The 21,123-nt window shown below is 68.0% G+C and carries 19 protein-coding genes and 1 tRNA gene; 14 read left to right on the forward strand and 6 right to left on the reverse strand.

Annotated elements, in window-relative coordinates:
* Together ACTHQV_RS01620 and ACTHQV_RS01625 are read right to left on the reverse strand one after the other, a co-directional pair.
* Positions 1-1,770 (reverse strand): DUF885 domain-containing protein, encoded by a 1,770-nt coding sequence (locus tag ACTHQV_RS01620; RefSeq protein ID WP_440488034.1) that lies wholly within the window; start codon positions 1,768-1,770, stop codon positions 1-3.
* Between the two features lie 64 nt (positions 1,771-1,834).
* Positions 1,835-2,485, reverse strand: coding sequence for a uracil-DNA glycosylase (locus tag ACTHQV_RS01625; protein ID WP_440488035.1), 651 nt, complete (start codon positions 2,483-2,485; stop codon positions 1,835-1,837).
* 22 nt (positions 2,486-2,507) lie between these two features.
* Between ACTHQV_RS01625 and folK the strand changes: the two genes are divergently transcribed.
* From folK to ACTHQV_RS01650, 5 genes are all read left to right on the forward strand, one after another.
* Entirely contained in the window at positions 2,508-2,984 is a 477-nt protein-coding gene (gene folK, locus ACTHQV_RS01630) for a 2-amino-4-hydroxy-6-hydroxymethyldihydropteridine diphosphokinase (protein WP_440488036.1), read from the forward strand.
* Between the two features lie 15 nt (positions 2,985-2,999).
* Positions 3,000-3,075: transfer RNA gene (locus ACTHQV_RS01635), tRNA-Lys, on the forward strand.
* A gap of 169 nt (positions 3,076-3,244) precedes the next feature.
* The gene (locus tag ACTHQV_RS01640) at positions 3,245-5,071 is read left to right on the forward strand and encodes a methyl-accepting chemotaxis protein (RefSeq protein ID WP_440488037.1); all 1,827 of its coding nucleotides are present in this window, start codon (positions 3,245-3,247) and stop codon (positions 5,069-5,071) included.
* A gap of 51 nt (positions 5,072-5,122) precedes the next feature.
* Entirely contained in the window at positions 5,123-5,806 is a 684-nt protein-coding gene (locus ACTHQV_RS01645) for a phosphatase PAP2 family protein (RefSeq protein WP_440488038.1), read from the forward strand.
* 86 nt (positions 5,807-5,892) lie between these two features.
* On the forward strand, positions 5,893-6,342 hold the full coding sequence (locus ACTHQV_RS01650) for a hypothetical protein (protein WP_440488039.1): 450 nt from the start codon (positions 5,893-5,895) through the stop codon (positions 6,340-6,342).
* A gap of 7 nt (positions 6,343-6,349) precedes the next feature.
* On the opposite strand, the gene rnc is transcribed toward ACTHQV_RS01650, so the two are convergent.
* The 3 genes from rnc to ACTHQV_RS01665 all read right to left on the reverse strand — a co-directional run bounded on the left by rnc (position 6,350) and on the right by ACTHQV_RS01665 (position 8,285).
* Positions 6,350-7,018 carry a ribonuclease III gene (gene rnc / locus ACTHQV_RS01655; RefSeq protein WP_440488304.1) on the reverse strand — a complete coding sequence of 223 codons (669 nt, stop codon included), beginning with the start codon at positions 7,016-7,018 and terminating at the stop codon, positions 6,350-6,352.
* Positions 7,015-7,836 carry a signal peptidase I gene (lepB, locus tag ACTHQV_RS01660; RefSeq protein ID WP_440488040.1) on the reverse strand — a complete coding sequence of 274 codons (822 nt, stop codon included), beginning with the start codon at positions 7,834-7,836 and terminating at the stop codon, positions 7,015-7,017. The genes rnc and lepB overlap by 4 nt, the downstream gene beginning before the upstream one ends.
* A gap of 161 nt (positions 7,837-7,997) precedes the next feature.
* The gene (locus tag ACTHQV_RS01665; protein ID WP_440488041.1) at positions 7,998-8,285 is read right to left on the reverse strand and encodes a GIY-YIG nuclease family protein; all 288 of its coding nucleotides are present in this window, start codon (positions 8,283-8,285) and stop codon (positions 7,998-8,000) included.
* A 135-nt stretch (positions 8,286-8,420) separates the two neighbouring features.
* On the opposite strand from ACTHQV_RS01665, the gene pgi reads away from it, so the two are divergent.
* Together pgi and gorA are read left to right on the forward strand one after the other, a co-directional pair.
* Complete coding sequence (pgi, locus tag ACTHQV_RS01670) at positions 8,421-9,929, forward strand: glucose-6-phosphate isomerase (protein WP_440488042.1); 1,509 nt, start codon at positions 8,421-8,423, stop codon at positions 9,927-9,929.
* The gene (gene gorA, locus ACTHQV_RS01675) at positions 9,926-11,275 is read left to right on the forward strand and encodes a glutathione-disulfide reductase (RefSeq protein ID WP_440488043.1); all 1,350 of its coding nucleotides are present in this window, start codon (positions 9,926-9,928) and stop codon (positions 11,273-11,275) included. The genes pgi and gorA overlap by 4 nt, the downstream gene beginning before the upstream one ends.
* Positions 11,276-11,464: 189 nt before the next feature.
* On the opposite strand, the gene ACTHQV_RS01680 is transcribed toward gorA, so the two are convergent.
* On the reverse strand, positions 11,465-12,730 hold the full coding sequence (locus tag ACTHQV_RS01680) for a dicarboxylate/amino acid:cation symporter (protein ID WP_440488044.1): 1,266 nt from the start codon (positions 12,728-12,730) through the stop codon (positions 11,465-11,467).
* A gap of 71 nt (positions 12,731-12,801) precedes the next feature.
* On the opposite strand from ACTHQV_RS01680, the gene glmM reads away from it, so the two are divergent.
* The 7 genes from glmM to ACTHQV_RS01715 all read left to right on the forward strand — a co-directional run bounded on the left by glmM (position 12,802) and on the right by ACTHQV_RS01715 (position 21,116).
* The gene (gene glmM / locus ACTHQV_RS01685; RefSeq protein WP_440488045.1) at positions 12,802-14,142 is read left to right on the forward strand and encodes a phosphoglucosamine mutase; all 1,341 of its coding nucleotides are present in this window, start codon (positions 12,802-12,804) and stop codon (positions 14,140-14,142) included.
* On the forward strand, positions 14,142-14,318 hold the full coding sequence (locus ACTHQV_RS01690) for a DUF1272 domain-containing protein (protein WP_440488046.1): 177 nt from the start codon (positions 14,142-14,144) through the stop codon (positions 14,316-14,318). Before glmM ends, ACTHQV_RS01690 begins: the two co-directional genes overlap by 1 nt.
* A 177-nt stretch (positions 14,319-14,495) precedes the next feature.
* Positions 14,496-15,650, forward strand: a complete 1,155-nt coding sequence (thiD, locus tag ACTHQV_RS01695) for a bifunctional hydroxymethylpyrimidine kinase/phosphomethylpyrimidine kinase (RefSeq protein WP_440488047.1) — start codon at positions 14,496-14,498, stop codon at positions 15,648-15,650.
* On the forward strand, positions 15,643-16,236 hold the full coding sequence (locus ACTHQV_RS01700) for a ribonuclease HII (protein WP_440488048.1): 594 nt from the start codon (positions 15,643-15,645) through the stop codon (positions 16,234-16,236). Before thiD ends, ACTHQV_RS01700 begins: the two co-directional genes overlap by 8 nt.
* Before the next feature lie 317 nt (positions 16,237-16,553).
* On the forward strand, positions 16,554-17,669 hold the full coding sequence (locus ACTHQV_RS01705; protein WP_440488049.1) for a site-specific DNA-methyltransferase: 1,116 nt from the start codon (positions 16,554-16,556) through the stop codon (positions 17,667-17,669).
* Positions 17,669-18,745, forward strand: coding sequence for a dihydropteroate synthase (folP, locus tag ACTHQV_RS01710; protein ID WP_440488050.1), 1,077 nt, complete (start codon positions 17,669-17,671; stop codon positions 18,743-18,745). The genes ACTHQV_RS01705 and folP overlap by 1 nt, the downstream gene beginning before the upstream one ends.
* Before the next feature lie 22 nt (positions 18,746-18,767).
* Complete coding sequence (locus ACTHQV_RS01715) at positions 18,768-21,116, forward strand: hypothetical protein (protein WP_440488051.1); 2,349 nt, start codon at positions 18,768-18,770, stop codon at positions 21,114-21,116.
* The last annotated feature ends 7 nt before the right edge of the window (positions 21,117-21,123 follow it).

Genomic DNA, 21,123 nt, shown 5'->3' on the forward strand with positions numbered 1-21,123 from the left:
TCAGGCGATCGGTTCGTCGAACATCAGCGCCCGCACGAACCGGACCGGCGGCGATCCGTGCGAGATGGCGGCGTTGTTGTAGCGCATCAGGTCGAACTTGCCGCCGGCCCGCTTCTCCGCTTCGCGGCGCATGTCCATATGCTCGCTATAGCCGACGAAATAGCTGAGCAGCTGCGTCGACCCCAGCCGGGCGCGGGTCCATTTGCCCGCCGCCTCGCGCTCCTGCTGGAACGCGCCTTCCATCATCAGCTTCATCGCCTGCGCCTCGGTCAGCCCTTCGGTGTGGATGCCGATGTCGAGCAGGGTGTTGGTGATCGACCGCATCCGCATCTTCAGCACCGTCAGCTTGAACAGCGGATCGCCGTCGAGATAATCGGCATCGGCCATCAGTCGTTCGGCATAGACCGCCCAGCCTTCGACGAACGGTCCCGATGATAGCACCGCGCGCAGCACCGATTTGTTTTCGTTGCTGTGCGCGATCTGGAGGTAATGGCCGGGCATCGCCTCATGGATCGACAGGTCGTGGATCATATAGTCGTTATATTCGCGCAGGAACGAGGTCGTCTGCGCCTCGGTCCAGTCCGCCGGGATCGGCGACACCGCGTAGAAGGTGCCTAGATTCTTTTCGAGCGGACCGGGGCTGTCGCAATAGGCGACGGCGACACCCTGCTGGAACTTCGGCATCTCGATGATCTGGACCGGCGTGGTCGGCACCCGCACCAGCTTCTTCTCGCGGACGAAGGCGGTCGCCTGCTCAAGCGTCGAGCGCGCCTTGGCCATTACGCCCGATCGCGTCGGGCGGCGGGCGTAGCTCATTTCCAGCGCGGCCTCGATCGCCTTTTGCTGCTGCGCCGGGCTGGGTTTCAGCGGCGTCGGCGGTGCCTTCGGCCGGCCGCGCAGGACCATGCGCGCCTGTTCGTACATTTCGGCGCGGGTGTCGGCGGCGGCGCGGACGGCGCGCGCCTTGATCTCGGTCCGCGACAGCGGCGACAGGAGCGCGAACTTGACCTTTTGATCGTACAGCTCGGGCGACAGGCGGAAATCGCCTTTGGCGGCGGGCACCAATACCGTGTCGAGCCAGCGCTGCTGTTCGGCGGTGGCGGTCTTCAGCGTCGCGACGGCACGGTCGAACTTCGCACGGTCGGCACGGCCGAGCGTGGCGCGGTGCGGGGCCAGCATCGTTTCGACGATCTGGAGGATGCCGTCATTCTGCTTGGCGACGGTGGTGGCGTAGATGGCGGGAACGCGCTCGGGCACGATGCTCGCGCGCATCTGCGCATACATGGTCGGCACCTGTTCCATCCGTCGCGTCGCCGCGCGCAGCCGTTGCGGCCATGGCGCGAAGTCGCGTGCGGCCAGCGCATAGAGGCCGCCCGAGATGGTGCCGGCCGCGCCCTGCGGGTCCCACGCGAAGGGTTGCAGCACCTCCAGCGTCCACAATTGATAGCGAAGCTCGTTGTCGAGCAGCGCGGCATCGACCTGATCGTCGCGCGACAGCGTGTCGCGAGGAATCGCGTTCAACTCCAGCAGCGTCGCGCGCAGGAATTCGGCATCGCGGGCGCGTCCGGCGGCCGACAGGTCCTCGACCTCGCTGTCATGCGCATGGTTGCCGAGCGCAGTGGCATAGCCCGGATGGAGCCGGGCGATGCCGTCGAGATAACGTTTCGACAGTCGCGCGAAATCGCCGGCCGGGCCGCTCTGCGCCAGCGCCGGAAAGCTGCCGGCCAGCGGCGCAAGCGCCATCAGCGCGACGAAATGGCGGCGATACATGCGGCAATCCCCCTATATTCTCTGCCGGCCACGCTACCGGGCCGGAGCCGCGGCACAAGCGGATTCAGCGGGTGTCGCGCAGTTCGATGGCGCGCGCGAACACTGCGGCGAACATCTCCGGCGTTAGTCGCCCGGTATTCTGGTTGTAGCGCGAGCAGTGATAGCTATCGATCAGCGTCCGCCCGCCCGGCATGACATGTTCCGCCAGATGGGCGAACGGCGCCTTGGGCAGGCGTCCGCCGAGCACCTTCACCGCCGACTGGTGCGCGATCGCACCCAGCGCGACGACGACGCGCAGCGACGGCATCGCCGCCAGATCGGTATCGAGGAACGGGCGGCAGGTGCGGATTTCCTCCGGGCTCGGCTTGTTTTCCGGCGGCAGGCAGCGGACGGCGTTGACGATCGCGATGCCCTTCGGCACCGGTGCATCCTCGATCCGGCCGGTATAGACGCCCTCGGCCAGCCCCGCGGCGATCAGCGTGTCCCAGAACAATGGCCCCGACCGGTCGCCGGTGAACGGGCGGGCGGTGCGGTTGGCACCCTGCAATCCGGGCGCGAGGCCGATGATCGCCAGCCACGGATCGGCGTCGGCCAACACCGGGACCGGCGCGTTCCACCATGTCGGATGGTCGATGCGCAGTTGTTCGCGCACCGCGACGAGACGGGGGCAGCGCGGGCAGTCGCGGGACGGTTCGGTCGGGGTGGTGCTTTCCATGCGCGGGCGATAGGCGCGGGCGATGGCGACCTCAACCTATGCGATTGCGATCGGATCGAACCGGCGGGGGCGACATGGTGGCCCGACCAGCGAGGTACGCGCGGCGATCGCGGCGTTGGGCGAGGTGAGGGCGGTGGCGCCGATCATCGGCAGCGCGCCGCTGGGCCCGTCGCTCAGGCGCTATGCCAACACGGCGGTCCTGATCGACAGCGACCTGTCGCCACCCGAAATGCTCGCGCGGCTGAAGGCGATCGAACGCGCGTTCGGCCGGCGGCGCGGGCGGCGCTGGGGATCGCGAGTCATCGACCTCGACATCGTGCTGTGGTCGGGCGGGTGCTGGTCGGGACCGGGACTGACCGTGCCGCACGTCGCGTTTCGCACGCGCGACTTCGTGCTGCGACCGCTTACCCGGATCGCGCCGGGCTGGCGCGATCCGGTCAGCGGGCGGACGATGCGCCAGCTGCACCAACTGGTTGACCGCGCCCGTCCGCGGGACTAGGGGGCGGGGCTTCGTGGGCCCGTAGCTCAGTTGGTAGAGCAACGGACTTTTAATCTGTAGGTCTCGGGTTCGAATCCCGACGGGCTCACCACCGCACCTGCCGGCCAAGTCATTGCGCCGTTAAGCCCTTTTTAGCCACGCCCCGTTATTCGGGGTGGAGAGCGGCATCGCAAGATCGGTGGCCGGGCCCATAGCGGCCGGCATCGACGGCACCATGGCCGGCGAAGGGGATGCGACCGTCGATGCGGCTACGAAGGGCGATGATCCGGTTCCGGGACGGCTCCACGCGTGCGAAGCTGACTATCGCGTTCGGCATCCTGCTGACCATGGCGATCCTGCTGATCGGCATGGTCGCCGGTCAGATCGAGTCGATCCACGACGCCGTCGACCGGAACGAGCAAAGCGCCAAGATCATCCGTCTGTCCCACGTCGCCGAAAAAGGCGTGATCCGCGCCAATTCGCAGATGCGCGGCGTGTTGCTGACCGGCAATTTCGACTATCTCGACACCTATTACGAGGGGCGGGCGCAATTCGCGGAGTCGATGGCGAGCCTAGCCACGCTGGTCGACCTGCCCGAACAACGGGCGCTGGTGAAACATGCGGTCGCCGCCTATGCGGACTGGAGCCGTCATTACGGCGATCCGTTGCTGGCAATGGCGCGCCGGCCGGGCGGGCGGGCACAGGCGACCGCTATCCTGATCGCGGCCGGGCCGAAGGTGCGCGTCACCTATATCAACCGCATGATCGCATCGCTGCGTGAGATCGAGGAACGGCGCATCGCCGCGCGCGAGGACGAACTGCACAGCACCATGTCGCACGCCTTCTTCGCGCTGGGCGGCGGGGGCATCGCCCTGATGGCGATGGCGGTGGCGATGGGGTGGTTGCTGACCACGTCGATCGCGAACCCGCTGGCGCGGCTGAGCGCCATCGTCGACCAGCTGGCGCAGCGCGATTTTACCACGACCGTACCGGCGGACAAGCGCCGCCGTCGCGACGAGATCGGCCGGATCGCCCGGTCGCTGGAGGTGTTTCGGGTGGCAGGGATTGAGAATGAGCGGCTGGAGGCCGAAGCGCAGCGGCTGATCGAGGCGCGCGCGAGCGATGCGGAGGAGGCCGCGCGGCGGGTCCGCGTCGATGCCGAACGCGACCGGGCGACGATCCGGATCATCGGTGCCGGGCTGGCGGCGATCGCTCGCGGCGACCTGACCTTCCGCCTGCCCGGCGGGCTGTCGGGCGATGCGGCGGTGCTGAAGCAGGACTACGACTCGGCGCTGGCGCAGCTGGGCAGCCTGTTGGCGCGGGTGCAGCGGATGGTGGGTGCTGTCGATCGCGATACACGCAGCATCGTCGTCGCCAGCGAACAGCTGACCCAGCGGACCGTCGAACAATCGACGGCGATCGCCATCGTCGGCGACCGGTTGACGCAGGTCACGGCGTTGATCGACCACAATACGGCGGGCGTCCGACGCGTCGCCGAGGTCGCCCATTCGACCGGCGAGGCCGCCGAACAGTCGCGCCGGACGGTGGCGGAGGCGGTGCGGGCGATGGCGCGGATCGACGAGAGTTCGGAACAGATCGGTGCGATCGCCGGATTGGTCCGGTCGATCGCCGAACAGACGCACCTCCTGTCGCTGAACGCGCAGATGGAGGCGGCACGTGCCGGGGCGGCGGGCAACGGCTTCGCGGTGGTTGCCAAGGAGGTGAGCCAGCTCGCCGCCCGGCTGCGCGCGGCGAGCCACGACATCGCCCAGTCGCTGACATCGGCACGCGCCTGCGCCATCGAGGGTGTCGACCTGGTCGGGACCGCCAGCGGCAAGCTGGGGCTGATCCTGCGCGACGTGAAGGAAATGTCGACGCTGGTCACCGATCTGGCGGGCGCGGCGGAACGGCAGGCGCGCGAGGTGCAGGATGTCGATGTCCGGATGCGTGACATTGCCCGCGTGACCGAACGCAACGCCGCCGCGGCGGGCGAGGCGGACGAGACGCTGGCGCGGTTGCTGACCGGGGCGGACGGGCTGGCCCGGTCGCTGGCGCAGTTCCGGATCGCCGATGCTGGCGATGCGGGGGCATTGCCGGCCGCCGCCTAAGGCGTTCTGGCCCGGCGCGTCCATTTGGCTGCGTGCCGCGTTCGGTCGGGCATGCCCGATCCGCTCCGTCCCGAACCCCGCCCGTCACGCCGCATGCCGTGGAGCATCATCGGCATCGCGGCCGCTGGCGGCGTGCTGTTGCTGCTGTTCTTCCTCGGCACGCGGGTGATGCAGGGCGACGTCTTCGCGCTCGACCGGCGGCTGATGCTGGCGCTGCGCGGCAGCGACGGGACGCCGATCGGGTCGGTGCGCTTCACCTCGATGGTGCGCGACGTGACCGCGCTGGGCAGTACGACGGTGCTGACGATCCTTGTCGCCTTCGTTGCGCTGCTGCTCGCCAGCATGGGGCGGTGGCGGACCGGGGCGCTGGTCGCGCTAGCCTGCTCTAGCGGGAGCTGGGCGAACGTGCTTCTCAAGCATGCGGTCGCGCGGACCCGGCCCGACCTCGTCCCGCATCTGATGGCGGAGACGTCGAACAGCTTTCCGAGCGGCCATGCTGCCAATTCGGCGATCGTGTACCTCACGCTGGCGACACTCGCTTGGCCGCTGCTGCGGCGTCCGGCGGCGCGGGCGTTCGCGATGGCGGCGGCGGTGCTGCTGGTGATCGCGATCGGGGCAAGCCGCGTCTATCTGGGGGTGCATTGGCCGAGCGACGTGTTGGCCGGGTGGCTGTTCGGCGCGCTGTGGGCGATCGGGTGGTGGCGGATCGAATTGCGGGTGCTGGGTGGGCGGTAACGATGGAAACCTTTGCCACGTCGGACGTACCGGCGTAGCGTTAGCGCAAACAATACCGCGCAATGCGGGTGTTACAGGAGGTAGGGATGAAGCTGAGGTTCGCTTTGGTCGCCGCAATGCTGGCATTCGGTGCAGGTTCGGCTCAGGCGCAGGTAACGACCGGCGGCGCGCCGTCGACCGACGGGCGGCTGGGCAACGACACCTCGCGCGCCGCCACCAGCGACCGCGACCAGCAATTCGCGCTAGACAATCTGCGCGACGAGGCGGGGACGACGACCAATGCCCGGCCGACGCGGCGCAACACCAACCGCATCGTGCCGGCGGTGGCCGCCGACCTGCTGGTCGGGGCGAATGTCTATGACTCGACCGGCGCGGCGCTCGGCACGATCGAGGCGGTGAAGCCCGAAGGCGTGCAGCTGCTGTCGGGCAGTTCGCGGGCGATGATCCCGGCAGACGTCTTTGCGGTCAAGGGTAACAAGCTGATGCTGAACGTGACCAAGGCCGATTTCGACAAGCAGACCGGCGCGGCGAAATAGGGTCGGCTTAGCCGCCCAGTTGCGCGAGGAGCGCCTTGGCCGCTGCGGTCTCGGCCTCCTGCTTCGACGTGCCGGTCGCCTCGATCGCGGCTAGCTTGCCGATCGTCACGCGGACGGTGAAGCGCGGGGCGTGGCCGGGGCCGCTCTTGTCGACGATCGCATATTCGGGCGGGCGGCGATTGTGGGCGGCGGCCCATTCCTGCAGCGCCGATTTGGGGTGGCGGGGGACGCGCAGCTGCGCATCGATCCGCGATCCCCATAGCGAACGGACCAGCGCCCGCGCGGCGTCATGGCCATGGTCGAGATAGAAGGCGCCGATCAGCGCCTCCATCACGTCGCCGAGCACATTGTCGCTGTCGCCCGCACCATCGTCGCGCGCCTGCTTGCCGAGTTTCAGATGGGGGACGACACCGATCCCGCGCGCGATCTCAGCACAGACCGCGCCGGTGACCAGCGCGTTGAACCGCTTCGACAGCGCGCCTTCGCTCTCGGTCGGGAAGCGGTCGTACAGCCATTCCGCGACCGCGAGGCCGAGCACGCGGTCGCCGAGAAATTCGAGCCGCTCATAGGTAGCCTTGGCAGTGCTGCCATGGGTCAGCGCGCGTGCATAATCGTCGATGCGGGTTGGGGCGCGGCCCAGCGCCTGTTCGACCCAGCGGGGAAGGGCGTCGCTCAGAAGCCTTCCCCGATACGGTTCCACCGCGCCGCGGATACCCAAGTCCAGGGCAGCAGCCACTGCGCCGATCCGTCGGTCGAGAAGAAGTTCACGACCGCCTTCCCCTCGATATTTTCCAGCGGTACGATGCCGATCCCGCCGCCTTCGCGTGCGGGGAAGCGGCTGTCGGCGCTGTCGTCGCGATTGTCGCCCATCAGGAACGCGTGCCCTGCGGGTACGGTGAAGACGCCGGTATCGTCGGCCTCGGTCGTGCCGAGGTCGAGGACGTTGTAGCTCTTTCCGCCCGGCAGCGTTTCGCGATACTGCGGATAGGCGCAGACCTGCTTTTCGGCGACGACGCGCTGGAATTCATAGGCGCAGTCGGTGTTGGGCGATACCGGCACCACGAAATCGGGCATGCGCTGCTTGGGGATCGCCTTTCCGTTCAGGAACAGCTGGCCGCCGCGCATCTGCACCGTATCGCCCGGAATGCCGATCACTCGCTTGATATAGTCCTGTTTGGCGGTCGGCGGCGCCTTGAACACCACCACGTCGCCGCGCGCCGGGGTGCGCGGCAGGATGCGGCCAGGGATCAGCGGCAGGTTCCACGGCAGCGAATAGCGCGAATATCCGTAGTTCCATTTGGTGATGAACAGATAGTCGCCGATCAGCAGCCGCGGCTGCATCGACCCCGACGGGATCGAGAAAGGCGAGAACAGGAACGAGCGGATGATGAACACCACGATCGCCAGCTTCAGCAGGAAGACCATCAGGTCCGCCCCTTCCGAACGCTTCGGCTTGGGGGCGGCGGGAGTCGTGCGGGTCGGATCGAGAGCCATGGTTCCGCCATGCGTGGGGCAGGGCGGGGCGTCAAGCGGGTTGGGGCGGCGAGGGGCCGAGCTAGAGTTGCGGGAGACCCCAGCCTGCGCTGGGGTGACGTAGGTTAAGAGGACGCATAGCCGCATACGTCACCCCAGCGCAGGCTGGGGTCTCCCGCAACTCAAACGATGTCGTCGAACAAGTCCCGCCATTCCGGACTCGATTCCGCGATCAACCGGTGCTTCCATTCGGCCCGCCACGCCTTCAGCGCTTTCTCGCGCCGGATCGCGGTTTCGATGTCGTCGTGATGTTCGGCCAGGACCAGCGTCTTGATCCCGTACTTGCGACAATAGGCGGACCCTTCGTCCCGGCGGTGCTGCCAGATGCGGGCGGCCAGATTGGCGGTGACGCCGACATAGGTCATGCCGAACGGGCGGTTCGCCATGATGTAGGTCCAGCCGCCACGCATGGGTCGGACGTATCGCCATGCGGACGGAGATGCCAGCCTGCGCTGGCATGACGTTTGGGAGGGCCGCCGCTCTGATCGTGCTGGACCTCCCCCCGTCATCCGCCCTAGGGCATCGGCCAAGTCAACCGACGGCAGATGAGGGACGATATGGCGATGCAGGACTGGTCCGCGATCGAAGGGCTTAAGCAAACCAGGCTGACCGAACTGTTCGAACAGGATGCCGATCGGCTGGGCAAGCTGACCCTCGATGTCGGCGGCATCCATTTCGACTTTGCCAAGACGCATCTTGACGATGCCGCGCTGGCCGCGTTTTCGGGGCTGGCGACGACCATGGAACTGGCTGCCAAGCGTGATGCGCTGTTCAGCGGGCAGGTCGTCAACGTCACCGAGGGCCGTGCCGCGACGCATACCGCCGAGCGGGGAGAGGGGAACCCCGACGACGTCGCGCAGGCGCGCGGGTTCCAGGCGCGGATGCGGCAGGTGATCGACGCGATCGAGGCCGATGCCTTCGGCCCGGTCCGCCACATCCTGCATGTCGGCATCGGCGGGTCGGCGCTGGGTCCCGATCTGATCTTCGACGCTTTGGGGCGTGACGAGGACAAATATGACGTCGCGATCGTGTCGAACGTCGATGGCGTGGCGATGGAGGAGGCGGTCAAGGATTTCGATCCCGCCGCCACGCTGCTGGTCGTCGCGTCGAAGACCTTCACGACCACCGAGACGATGCTGAACGCCGCATCGGCGCTGGCATGGATGAGCGAAGGCGGGGTCGAGGACCCCTATGGCCGGGTCATCGCGCTGACCGCCGCGCCCGACAAGGCGGTGGAATGGGGCGTCGACGAGACCCGCGTGCTGCCGTTCGCCGAGAGTGTCGGCGGGCGCTATTCACTGTGGTCGTCGATCGGCTTTCCTTTCGCGCTGGCGCTGGGGTTCCAGGCCTATGAGGAGTTGCTAGGGGGCGCGGCCGAGATGGATCGCCATTTCCGGCTTGCCGACTGGACGCAAAATGCACCGGTGCTCGCCGCCTTTGCCGACCTCTATTATTCGCAGGTCGCCGGTTGCGAGACGCGGGCAACCTTTGCCTATGACGAGCGGCTGCGGTTGCTGCCGTCCTACCTGCAACAGCTCGAAATGGAATCGAACGGCAAGTCGGTGACGGCGGCGGGCGAGCCGCTGGGCCGCAATTCGGCGGCGATCACCTGGGGCGGGGTCGGCACCGATGCGCAGCATGCGGTGTTCCAACTGCTGCATCAGGGGACGCGGATCGTCCCCCTCGAATTCGTTGCGGTGATCGAGGCGGGCGATACGCTCGACCCCGGTCATCACCGGCAGCTGCTGCTCAACGCCTTTGCGCAGGGCGCGGCGCTGATGGCGGGCAAGACCAACGACGATCCGGCGCGAGCCTATGCCGGGGATCGCCCGTCGTCGACGATCCTGCTGCAAGATCTCGACGCCCGCAGCCTCGGCGCGCTGATCGCGTTCTACGAGGCGCGGACATTCGTGAATGCGGCGCTGCTCGGCATCAATCCGTTCGATCAGTTCGGGGTCGAGCTGGGCAAGGAAATGGCGAAGGCAGCCGATCGCGGTGGTCAGACGTTCGATGCGTCGACCAACGACCTTCTGACACGGGCAGGACTTGCATGAGCGAATACGACTACGACCTGTTCGTCATCGGCGCGGGATCGGGCGGCACCCGCGCCGCCCGCGTCTCGGCGGCGCATGGCGCGAAGGTGGCGGTGGCGGAGGAGTATCGCGTCGGCGGCACCTGCGTGATCCGCGGCTGCGTGCCGAAGAAGCTGCTGGTCTATGGCGCGCACTTCGCCGAGGATTTGCGCGATGCGAAGGCGTTTGGTTGGGACGTGCCGTCGCAATGCGACTTCAGCTGGCCGCGACTGCGCGACAATGTGCTAAGCGAGGTCGACCGGATCAACGGCGCCTATACCAGCACGCTCGAAAATCACGGCGTCGACATCATCCACGAACGCGCGACGGTGACCGGGCCGCATTCGGTGAGGCTGGCGAGTGGTCGCGAAGTCACTGCCGAGCGCATCCTAATCGCGGTCGGCGCGCGGCCGGCGGTGCCCGATTGCCCTGGCGCCGAACATGGCATCACCTCGAACGAGGCGTTCCATCTGGACGGCGTGCCCAAGCGCATCCTGATCGCAGGGGCAGGCTATATCGCCAACGAGTTCGCGGGCGTGTTCCATCAGTTCGGCGCGCACGTCATCCTCATCAACCGCACCGACGTGATCCTGCGCGGCTATGACGAATCGATCCGCGACCGGTTGTTGCAGATTTCGATGACCAAGGGCATCGAATTCCGCTTCCATGCCGAGTTCGAGGGGATCGAGAAGGGCGAGGATGGCTGCCTGACGGTCAAGATGTCGAACCACGAGCCGGTGACGGTCGACATGGTGATGTTCGCGACCGGGCGCGTGCCCAATACCGACGGGCTGGGACTGGAGACCGCTGGCGTCGAGCTGGATGCCAAGGGCGCGGTGAAGGTGAACGAGCAGGCGCAGTCGACCTGTCCGTCGATCTATGCGGTCGGCGACGTCACCAATCGGGTGCAGTTGACCCCGGTCGCAATCCGCGAGGGGCAGGCGTTCGCCGACCGCACCTATGGCGGCAAGGACGTGACGGTCGATTACGACTGCATCCCCTCCGCCGTCTTCAGCCATCCGCCGATGGCGGGCGTCGGCATGACCGAGGGCGAGGCGAAATCGAAGCTGGGGTCGGTGAAGGTCTATCTGTCCGACTTCCGCCCGATGAAGAACGTGCTGGCCGGGCGCAACGAACGCGCGCTGTACAAGATGATCTGTGACGACGTGACCGGGCGGATCGTCGGGCTGCACATGATCGGGCCGGATGCGCCGGAGATCCTGCAGGCGGCGGCGATCGCGGTGAAGGCCGGGCTGACGAAGGAGGCGTTCGACCAGACGGTGGCGCTGCACCCGACGATGGCGGAAGAACTGGTGTTGATGAAGTAGGGCAGAGGTGGGGCGTTCCGGCCCGCTGCCGCGAGCGGAACGCCAAATCCTCCCCATTTCATGGGGAGGGGGACCAGCCAAAGGCTGGTGGAGGGGGGGGGTGTCCGCATACGGAAGCGTTGCGTTGCGCCGCGGTCCCCCTCCACCACCGCTTCGCGGCGGTCCCCCTCCCCGCGGAGCGGGGAGGATTTAGCCGTCCGCCAATATCGCGTCCGCCTCGCTTACCCGTTCCCCGCCGACCCGCTCGCCGATCACCGTCGTCACCGCGACGTTCATCGTCACATTGCCGAGCGTCCGCACGATATCCGGCAGCGTCTCCACCGCGACCAGCAGGGCGAGCGGCTCGACCGGCACGCCCATCGCCACCGCGATCGGCGCGATCGACGAAACGAAGCTGATCTGCCCGGGCAAACTTGCCGCGCCCATCGTCGTGATCGCCCCCGCCGCGATCCCCGCCGCGATCTGCCCGGCGCCCAGCGGTACGCCGAACACATGCGCGACGTACAGCGCGACGCCGAGGTTCATCGCCGGCCCGGTCGCACGGAACAGCGCCACCGCCATCGGCAGCACCACGCCCGAGGTTGCGACCGGCACGCCCAGATCGCCCGATCCCTTCAACATCGCCGGCAGCGAGGCAAGCGAGCTTTGCGTCGAGATCGCCACCGCCTGTGCCGGCGCGGTCCCTTTCAGGAAGCGCCCGATCGACACCCGCCCGCCGAACCGCGCGAGCGGATAGGCGAGCAGCCATATCGACAGTCCGACCGTCATCAGCACCAGCACGTAATGGACCAGCGCCCCGAACGCGGCGGTGCCGGCCCGCGCGCCGACGACATAGCCGAGCGCGAACACGCCGATCGGCCCCAGCCACAACACCCAGTTGATGACGATCAGCATCGTGTCGGCAATCGCCTGAAACAGGCGCACCAGCACATGACGGTTGTCCTTTGGCAGCCGCGTCATCGCGAAGCCGAAGACCAGCGTGAACAGGATCAGCGGCAGGAACTGATCGTTCGCTGCCGCCGATACCGGATTGGTCGGCACGATCGCGACGAGGAAGTCGGTGAAGGGCGGGACCTTTGCCGCCGGCGCCGCGGTGCCGAACGTCGCGCGCAGCGCTTGCGCGGCGGTGTCGCCCAACGGGAACAGGTCGAGCAGCGTCAGCGTGACCAGCGCGCCGAGTGCCGACGACGTCCACAGGATGACGATGAACAGCAGCAGCGAGCGGGTCGCGATCCGTCCGGCGCGGGCCGCCTCTGCCGTCTGGGCGATGCCGGTGATCAGCAGCGCCACCACCAGCGGCACGATCGTCATGCGCAGCGCGTTCAGCCACGCGGTGCCGATCGGTTCGGCGACAGCGATGCCCGACAGCGCGGTGTCGGGCGATTGCCCGGCCAGCACGATGCCCAGCGCCAGCCCCGCACCCAATCCCGCCAAAATTCTGGTCGCTTGCGACATGCTCGCCCTTTTAACAAAGTGGCGGTAATAGCCGCGCCACGCAAAGGCTCAACCTGAAGGCGTATGGGACGATGGCAAGGAAATATTTCGGCACCGATGGTATACGCGGGCTGACCAACAGCAAGCCGATGACCGCCGAAATGGCGATGCGGATCGGCATGGCGGCGGGTGCGCACTTCCGGCGCGGCGATCACCGCCACCGCGTGGTGATCGGCAAGGACACACGGCTGTCGGGCTATATGCTCGAAAACGCGATGGTCGCGGGCTTCACCTCGGTCGGCATGGATGTGGTGCTGGTCGGGCCGATGCCGACGCCGGCGGTGGCGATGCTGACCCATTCGATGCGCGCCGACATGGGCGTGATGATCTCCGCCAGCCATAATCCGTTCCACGACAATGGCATCAAGCTGTTCGGGCCGGACGGATACAAGCTGTCCGATGCCGACGAACTGGCGATCGAGGAACTGATCGACAGCGACATCGACCTGTCGGCGCCCGGCGATATCGGTCGCGCCAAGCGGATCGAGGACGCGCGCGGCCGCTATATCCACTTCGCCAAGGCGACCTTTCCCGAAAATCTGCGGCTCGACGGGATGAAGCTGGTGCTCGATTGCGCCAATGGCGCCGCGTACAATGTCGCGCCCGCCGCCCTGTGGGAATTGGGGGCGGAGGTGATCGCGATCGGCGTGACGCCCGATGGCAAGAACATCAACGACCGCGTCGGATCGACCGCGCCGCAACTGCTGTCCGAAACGGTGGTGGCGTCGGGCGCGCAGATCGGCATCGCGCTGGACGGCGATGCCGACCGGCTGATCGTGGTCGACGAAGCGGGCCGGGTGATCGATGGCGACCAGCTGATGGCGACGATCGCCGCCAGCTGGGCGCGCGCCGGGCGGTTGAAGGGCGGCGGGTTGGTCGCGACGGTCATGTCGAACCTCGGCCTCGAACGCCATCTGTCGGCACAGGGGCTGGGGCTGGTCCGCACCGCGGTCGGCGACCGGCACGTCCTCGAGAAAATGCGGTCGTCGGGATACAATGTCGGCGGCGAACAGTCGGGGCATATCATCCTGTCCGACTATGCGACGACCGGCGACGGGCTGGTCGCGGCGTTGCAGGTGCTGGCCGAGGTGCAGCGTGCCGGCGCACCGGCCAGCGAGGTGCTGCACCGGTTCGATCCCCTGCCGCAGCTGCTCAAGAATGTCCGCTTCGCCGGCGGCAAGCCGCTCGACGATCCGCGCGTCAGGGACGTGGTGGCGGGCGTCGAAGCCGAACTGGCGGGGCGCGGGCGGCTGGTGCTGCGCGCGTCGGGGACCGAGCCGGTGATCCGGGTGATGGCCGAGGGCGACGACAAGGCGCAGGTCGAACAGGTCGTCGACCGCATCTGCGACGCGGTGCGGCAGGCGGCGGCCTGATGCTGGACATGAAGCCCGCGTGCGAACGGTGTGACGCGCCATTGCCGGCGGCGGCGCATGGCGCGTTCATTTGTTCGCACGAGTGCACCTTCTGCGCGGATTGTGCGGACGAACTCGATGAGGTTTGTCCGAATTGCCGGGGCGAGCTGGTCGATCGCCCGACCCGCCGAAAGTGAAAATCCTCCCCGCTCCGCGGGGAGGGGGAACAGCGAAGCTGGTGGAGGGGGGTGTCGGCGCAACGCAACGGTTCCGTATGTTGCGAACCCCCTCCACCATCCGCTGCGCGGACGGTCCCCCTCCCCGCAGGCGGGGAGGAACTTGCTCTCCGCTCCGGTCATGCTAACGCCACCGACATGACCACACCCCGCATCCTGATCGTCGCCGGTTCCGACTCCGGCGGGGGCGCCGGTATCCAGGCGGACATCAAGACCGCGACGATGCTCGGCTGTCACGCCATGACCGCGATCACCGCCATCACTGCGCAGAACACGCTGGGCGTCGATGCCGTCCATCCCGTGCCGACCGACATGGTGATGGCGCAGATTGACGCGGTGGTCCGCGATATCGGCGTCGATGCGGTCAAGATCGGCATGATCGGATCGGCTCGCACCGCCCATGCGCTGGCCGACCGGTTGCGCGAGCTGCGCGGCATTCCGGTCGTGTTCGATCCCGTCATGATCTCGACCAGCGGCGCGCGGCTGGCCGATGAAGCTACCGTTGCGGCGTTCGAACGGCTGATGGCGGTGGCTACGGTGGCCACGCCCAACCTGCCCGAACTGGCGGCGCTGGGCGGCGCCGATGCGGTGCTGGCGCATGGCTGCGCGCTGCTGGAGAAGGGCGGCCATGGCGAGGGCGAGGTGGTGTTCGACCGCCTGCATCAGCGCAAACCCGGCACCGCGCCGCTGGTCGAATGGTCGGCGCCGCGCGTGGACGGCATGGCGACGCACGGCACCGGCTGCACCCTGTCGACCGCCATCGCCTGCGAACTGGCCAAGGAATGGACGCTGGCCGAGGCGATCGGCCGCGCGCGCAGCTTCGTGCGGATCGCAATGCAGGGTGCCGACGAACTGGGCCGCGGGGCGGGGCCGATGGCGCAACAGGCGGTGCGGCTCGACCTCAACCAGTCGCGCTGGTCGCCGATGCTCAATCAGGTGACGGTACCGGCCAACGATGTGCCCGCCAGCGAGCATTTCTATCGGTTGCTGGGCCTGAAACCCATTGTCCGTTCCAGCCGCCGCTATGCCCGGTTCGAGACCGAGGGCGGGGCGACCTTCTCGATCGAAATGACCGAGGAGCGTAAGGTGCCGGCGGTCTATTTCGAAGTCGGCGATCTCGACGTCATCGTGCCCTATCTGAAGGGGCAGGGGGTGTCGTTCGCACAGGAACCGATCGACCGCCCCTGGGGCTGGCGCGAGGCGCGGCTGTCCGATCCGGCGGGCAACGAGGTCTGCCTGTATCAGGCGGGCGAGATGCGGCGCTATCCGCCGTGGCGTATCGCCGATGCCTGACTGGAGTCACGAGGCGCGCCATGTCGGGCCGGTGGCGGGGGTGGACGAGGCCGGACGCGGGCCGCTGGCCGGACCGGTCGTCGCGGCGGCGGTAGTGCTCGACCGCGATTGCATTCCGGATGGCCTCAACGATTCGAAGCAGTTGAGCGCGAAGCGTCGCGCCGACCTGCACGCGCGACTGCTCGATTGCGCGACGGTCGGCGTCGGTATCGCGAGCGTCGAGGAGATCGACCGGCTCAATATCCTGTGGGCGACGATGCTGGCCATGGAACGCGCAGTCGATGCGCTGGGGATGGCGTGCGGAATGGTGCTGGTCGACGGCAATCGCTGCCCGAACTGGTCGCATCCCAGCGTCGCGGTGGTCGGTGGCGACGCGATCAGCCTGTCGATCGCGGCGGCATCGATCGTTGCCAAGCAGACGCGCGACGCGATGATGGTCGAGGCGGATGTGCTCCATCCCGGCTATGGCTGGGCATCGAACAAGGGTTACGGCGCGAAGGTGCATCTCGACGCGCTCCGCACGCTCGGCCCGACGCCGCTGCATCGGCGCAGCTTCGCCCCGGTCGCGCAGGCAATGCTCCTCTAAATCCTCCCCACACGGTGGGGAGGGGGACCGCTGCGTAGCGGTGGTGGCGGGGAAGGGCCACAAGCGTTCCGCCTGCGGCCATGCCCCTCCACCATCCTGCGGATGGTCCCCCTCCCCATGATATGGGGAGGATTTTGCGACGAACGGTTTGTTACCACATGTTGAGTCTCGAATGATCGGTCAGACTCAACATCTGCCCCGCAGCGACTCGATTCGTCGTCGCAACGAATCCAGCCAACCGCGTGAGTCAAGTATTTCCCCTTGACCGCGACTCGCCGATTCCCCGAAATGGCGGTAATTTAAGGGGGACCGTGACGATGGTGGCAGTAAAAAATCGGGTGAAGGCGCCCAAGACGGTCATGCTGCCGCTCGACCGCATCCTGATGGACGATTGCATCGATGCAATGCGCTCGCTGCCAGCCAAGTCGATCGACTGCATCTTCGCCGATCCGCCCTATAACCTGCAACTGGGCGGCGACCTGCTGCGCCCTGATGGCAGCCAAGTCGATGCGGTCGACGACGATTGGGACAAGTTCGACAGCTTCGCCGCGTACGACAAGTTCACCCGCGACTGGCTGGCCGAGGCGCGTCGCATCCTGAAGCCCGCCGGCACGATCTGGGTCATCGGCAGCTATCACAATATCTACCGCGTCGGGTCGATCGTGCAGGATCAGGGCTTCTGGATCCTGAACGACATCGTGTGGCGCAAGTCGAACCCGATGCCCAATTTCAAGGGCACGCGCTTCACCAACGCGCATGAAACGATGATCTGGGCATCGATGGGCGAGAAGGCGCGCTACACGTTCAATTATCGCCAGATGAAGACGCTGAACGACGAACTGCAGATGCGGTCGGACTGGGAATTCCCGATCTGCGGCGGGCCGGAGCGGCTGCGCAAGGACGGGACGAAGGTGCATCCGACCCAGAAGCCCGAGGCGCTGCTGTACCGCGTGCTGCTGGCATCGACCAACCCCGGCGACGTCGTGCTCGACCCGTTCTTCGGCACCGGCACGACCGGCGCGGTCGCCAAGCGGCTGGGGCGCCACTTCATCGGCATCGAGCGCGACGCGACCTATGTCGAGGCGGCGACGGCACGGATCGAGGCGGCACTGCCGCTCGACGAATCGGCGATCCGGGCGATGCGCGCCCCGACCAAGCCGCCGCGTGTCGCGTTCGGCGTGCTGGTCGAAAACGGGATGCTGCCGGCCGGATCGGTGGTGATGGATGCCAAGCGCCGGTTCCGGGCGACGGTGCTGGCCGATGGGTCGCTGTTGTCCGATTGCGGGGCGGCGGGGTCGATCCACAAGCTGGGGTCGACGTTGCAGAATGCGCCGTCGTGCAATGGCTGGACCTTCTGGCATAGCGATGGGCCGAACGGGCTGACCCCGGTCGATGCGCTGCGCCAGCAATGGCTGCTCGCGACCCAGCCCTGATGTATCTCCGGCCGGTCCGCTTCGTCGATACGCCGGCCGGGCTGGCCGATGGCAGCGTGGCGCGACTGGCGGGCGGGATGTTGTGGTTCGCAGCCTATGAGGTGCGCGAACGGGGCGGCACGCGGACGGTCGTGCCGGTCGAGGGTTTCGATGCCTGGGTGATGCGCCTGCCTGCGGAGAAGGCCGAGCGGGCTAGGCTGTTGCACCGGCGGATGACGACGCCGCGTGCGCCGCTGACCCTCGGCGAGCGCGTGCTACGCTTCGATCAGCCGCAGGTGATGGCGATCTTGAACGTCACGCCCGACAGTTTTTCGGACGGCGGGCGGCATGTCGACGATCCGGCGGGTGCGGCAGCGGTCGGGGTGGCGATGGCGGCGGCCGGCGCGGCGCTGATCGACCTGGGCGGCGAATCGACCAAGCCCGGTGCGGCGACGGTGTGGGAAGGCGACGAGATCGCCCGCGTCGTGCCGGTCGTCGAGCGACTGGTAGCGGCGGGGGTCGCGATCTCGGTCGACACGCGCAAGGCGGCGGTGATGGAGGCGACGCTGGCGGCGGGCGCGCATCTGGTCAACGATGTCGCCGCGCTCGCCTACGACCCTCGCGCGCTCGACGTGGTTGTAGCGAGCGGATGCCCGGTGGTGCTGATGCATTCGCCCGCTCCCGCACAGGGGCCGCATGGTGGAAACGGCTATCGCGACCCGCTGCTCGACGTGTTCGACTGGCTGGAGATGCGGGTCGAGGCGGTGGTCGCCGCCGGGGTCGATCGCGCGAAGATCTTGGTCGATCCGGGCATCGGCTTCGGCAAGGCGCTGTCGGACAATCTGGCACTGGTGAACGGGCTCGCCTTGTTTCACGGGCTTGGCTGCCCGGTGCTGCTGGGGGCAAGTCGCAAGCGGATCATCGGCGCGTTGTCGAACGAAGCGCCGGCGAACGAGCGGCTGGGCGGATCGGTTGCGCTGGCGCTGGCCGGGGTCGAGCGCGGCGCGCAGATCGTGCGGGTGCATGACGTGGCGGAGACGGTACAGGCGATCCGTGTCTGGCGCGGCCTGCGCGATGCTGCCTTGGTCGCGCCATAAGCCGTCCGCTATAGGAGCGCGCATGGTTCGCGTTCTCCTGATGCTCGCCGCGCTGTCGGCGCTGTTCGCCAATGCCGCGCAGGCCCAACAGAACGGGTTCGATCTGGCCGGCCCCGACGTGTCGGTCATGGTCAGGCGCGGCGATGTCGAACTGCCGGTCGCGGGTGTGCCGGCGCTGCGCGGCGGCGATACGCTGACTGCGAAAGCATTGCTGCCAGACGATCAGGCGGCACGCTATCTGTTGGTCGTAGCCTTCCTGCGCGGGGCGACCAACCCGCCGCCCAAGGACTGGTTCTTCTCGGTCGAGACGTGGAACAAGAAGAAGAACGTCCTAACCGTCACGGTGCCCGAGGGCGCCGAACAGGTGCTGCTGTTCCTCGCCCCCGAAGCCGGCGGCGGCTTTTCGGCAGTGCGCGGCGCGGTGCGCGGACGGCCCGGCGTGTTCGTCCGTGCGGCGCAGGACCTGTATCAGGCATCGCTCGATCGGCAGCGGCTCGACGCGTTCGTCGGCGCGATCGGCCGGATCGGCGAGCGTGCGCCCGAACGGCTCGCCACCGCCGCGCCGGTGCTGGCCGACGCGCTCCGGATCAAGCTGAACGCCGACTGCCTGCTGCGGCAACGCGCGTTGCAGGCGGCGTGCCTGACCCAGCAGCGCGATTCGCTGGTGTTGCAGGCGCAGCGCGGCGCGACGCTGACCGAGACGCTGACCGGCGCCCCGGTCGACCTCGCCTATCGCGTGGCGGCCACGCGCGAGGGCGGAGCGGGCTATTACAGCCCCTATATCGGGCTGGCGCGGGATCTGGCGCGGCTGTTCGGCGCGTTCCGGAGCGCGCAATATCAATATCTGCCCGCCCTGGCACTGGGGCAGGGGCAGTCGATCCACCTGCAACTGAACAGCGCGCCATCGTTCCAGAATCCGCGATCGGTGCTGGTCGCGCCGCTGCCGCCGATCGGCGACGCGCCGCCGCCCTTGTGGCGGTCGGCGGCACCCGGCGCGCTGTGCCTTGCCAAACCCGACCTCGTACTGCCGCTCGACGATGCGTCGCTGCTGTTCGCGACCGATTATGCCCGCGATCTGGTATTGCGGGTGACCGCCGCCGATGGGCGGGTGTCGACGCTGCCGCTCACCCCCGATGCCGAGCGTGGCGGGCTGGTGCTGGCGACCGGTGCGGCACAGGCGGCGGGGCCGGTGACCGAAGCGGTGGTGCAAGGTCGCTGGGGCTTCGATGCGTTCAGTGGCCCGCGGGTTCCGGCGCAGCTCGATGGTCAGGGGGCATGGAGCGCACAGCCCGACGCGACGGTGATCGTCGGGCGCGACCATCCGCTGGTCCTGCGCGGCGGCGCGGCGGCGTGCGTCGCCGGGCTGACGCTGCGTGATTCGGCTGGCCTTAGCCGGTCGCTGACCTGGAAGTCCGCCGCGCCCGATGCGCTCGACGTGACGTTGCCGCTTGGCAAGACGCGGCCCGGCGCGCTGACGCTGACCGTCGTTCGCTTCGGGGCGGTCGCGCCCGACCAGATCGCGCTGACCGGGCGTGCCGAGCCGAGCCGGCTGGACCGGTTCACCGTCCATGTCGGCGACCGCGACGGCGTGCTCGAGGGCGCGCGGCTCGATCAGGTGGCGGGGCTGACGCTCGGCGCGACGCGGTTCGCGGCGGGTGCGCTGACGCGGGTCGGGGAGGGCGATCGCCTGACCCTGACCGCCGAACAGCCGCTGACAGAAGCGGTGGACAGTGCCACGGTGCAGCTTCGCGATGGGCGGACGGCTTCGGTGGCGGTGACGGTCGCCCCGGCACGGCCGGCTGCAACCTTGCTCGATCGCCGCGTCGCCTATGAAACGCCGGCGGGTGCGCTGCCGATCGAACTGCCCGAGGGGCTGGTACCGACCGGCGCGACGCTGACCTTTTCAACCCGCATCGCCGGCGGTCTGGGCGGGGGCGAGGACGGGATCGAGGTCGCGAATGGCGATACGACCAGGCGGCTGACCGTCGCGTCGGGCGGGGTGCAACGGGTCGGCGACGATATCGCGGTGACGACGATCGCGCCGCAATCGGCGTTCGGCGCAGCGGCGGCGGGAGCGCTCCGTCTCCGGCCATGGCGGGGCGGAGCGGCGGGGGCGTGGCAGTCGCTGGGATCGCTGGTCCGCCTGCCGGTGCTGACCGGGATCGCCTGTCGCGAGCGGTGCACGGTCAGCGGGCGCGACCTGTTCGTCGTCGCGGCGATCGGCACGCGGCCGGATATGCAGGATGCCACGCCGCTGCCCGCCGGATTCGTCGGTGGTTCGGTCGACGTGCCTGCGACGCAGGACATGCTGTACCTGCGGCTGCACGACGCGCCCGATGGGGTGCTGCGGGTGAAGGTGCCGGCGAAATAAGGGGGAA

Origin of the sequence: Sphingomonas sp. SAFR-052 (genome assembly GCF_051965015.1) — a bacterium.
Classification (GTDB): Bacteria; Pseudomonadota; Alphaproteobacteria; order Sphingomonadales; family Sphingomonadaceae; genus Sphingomonas.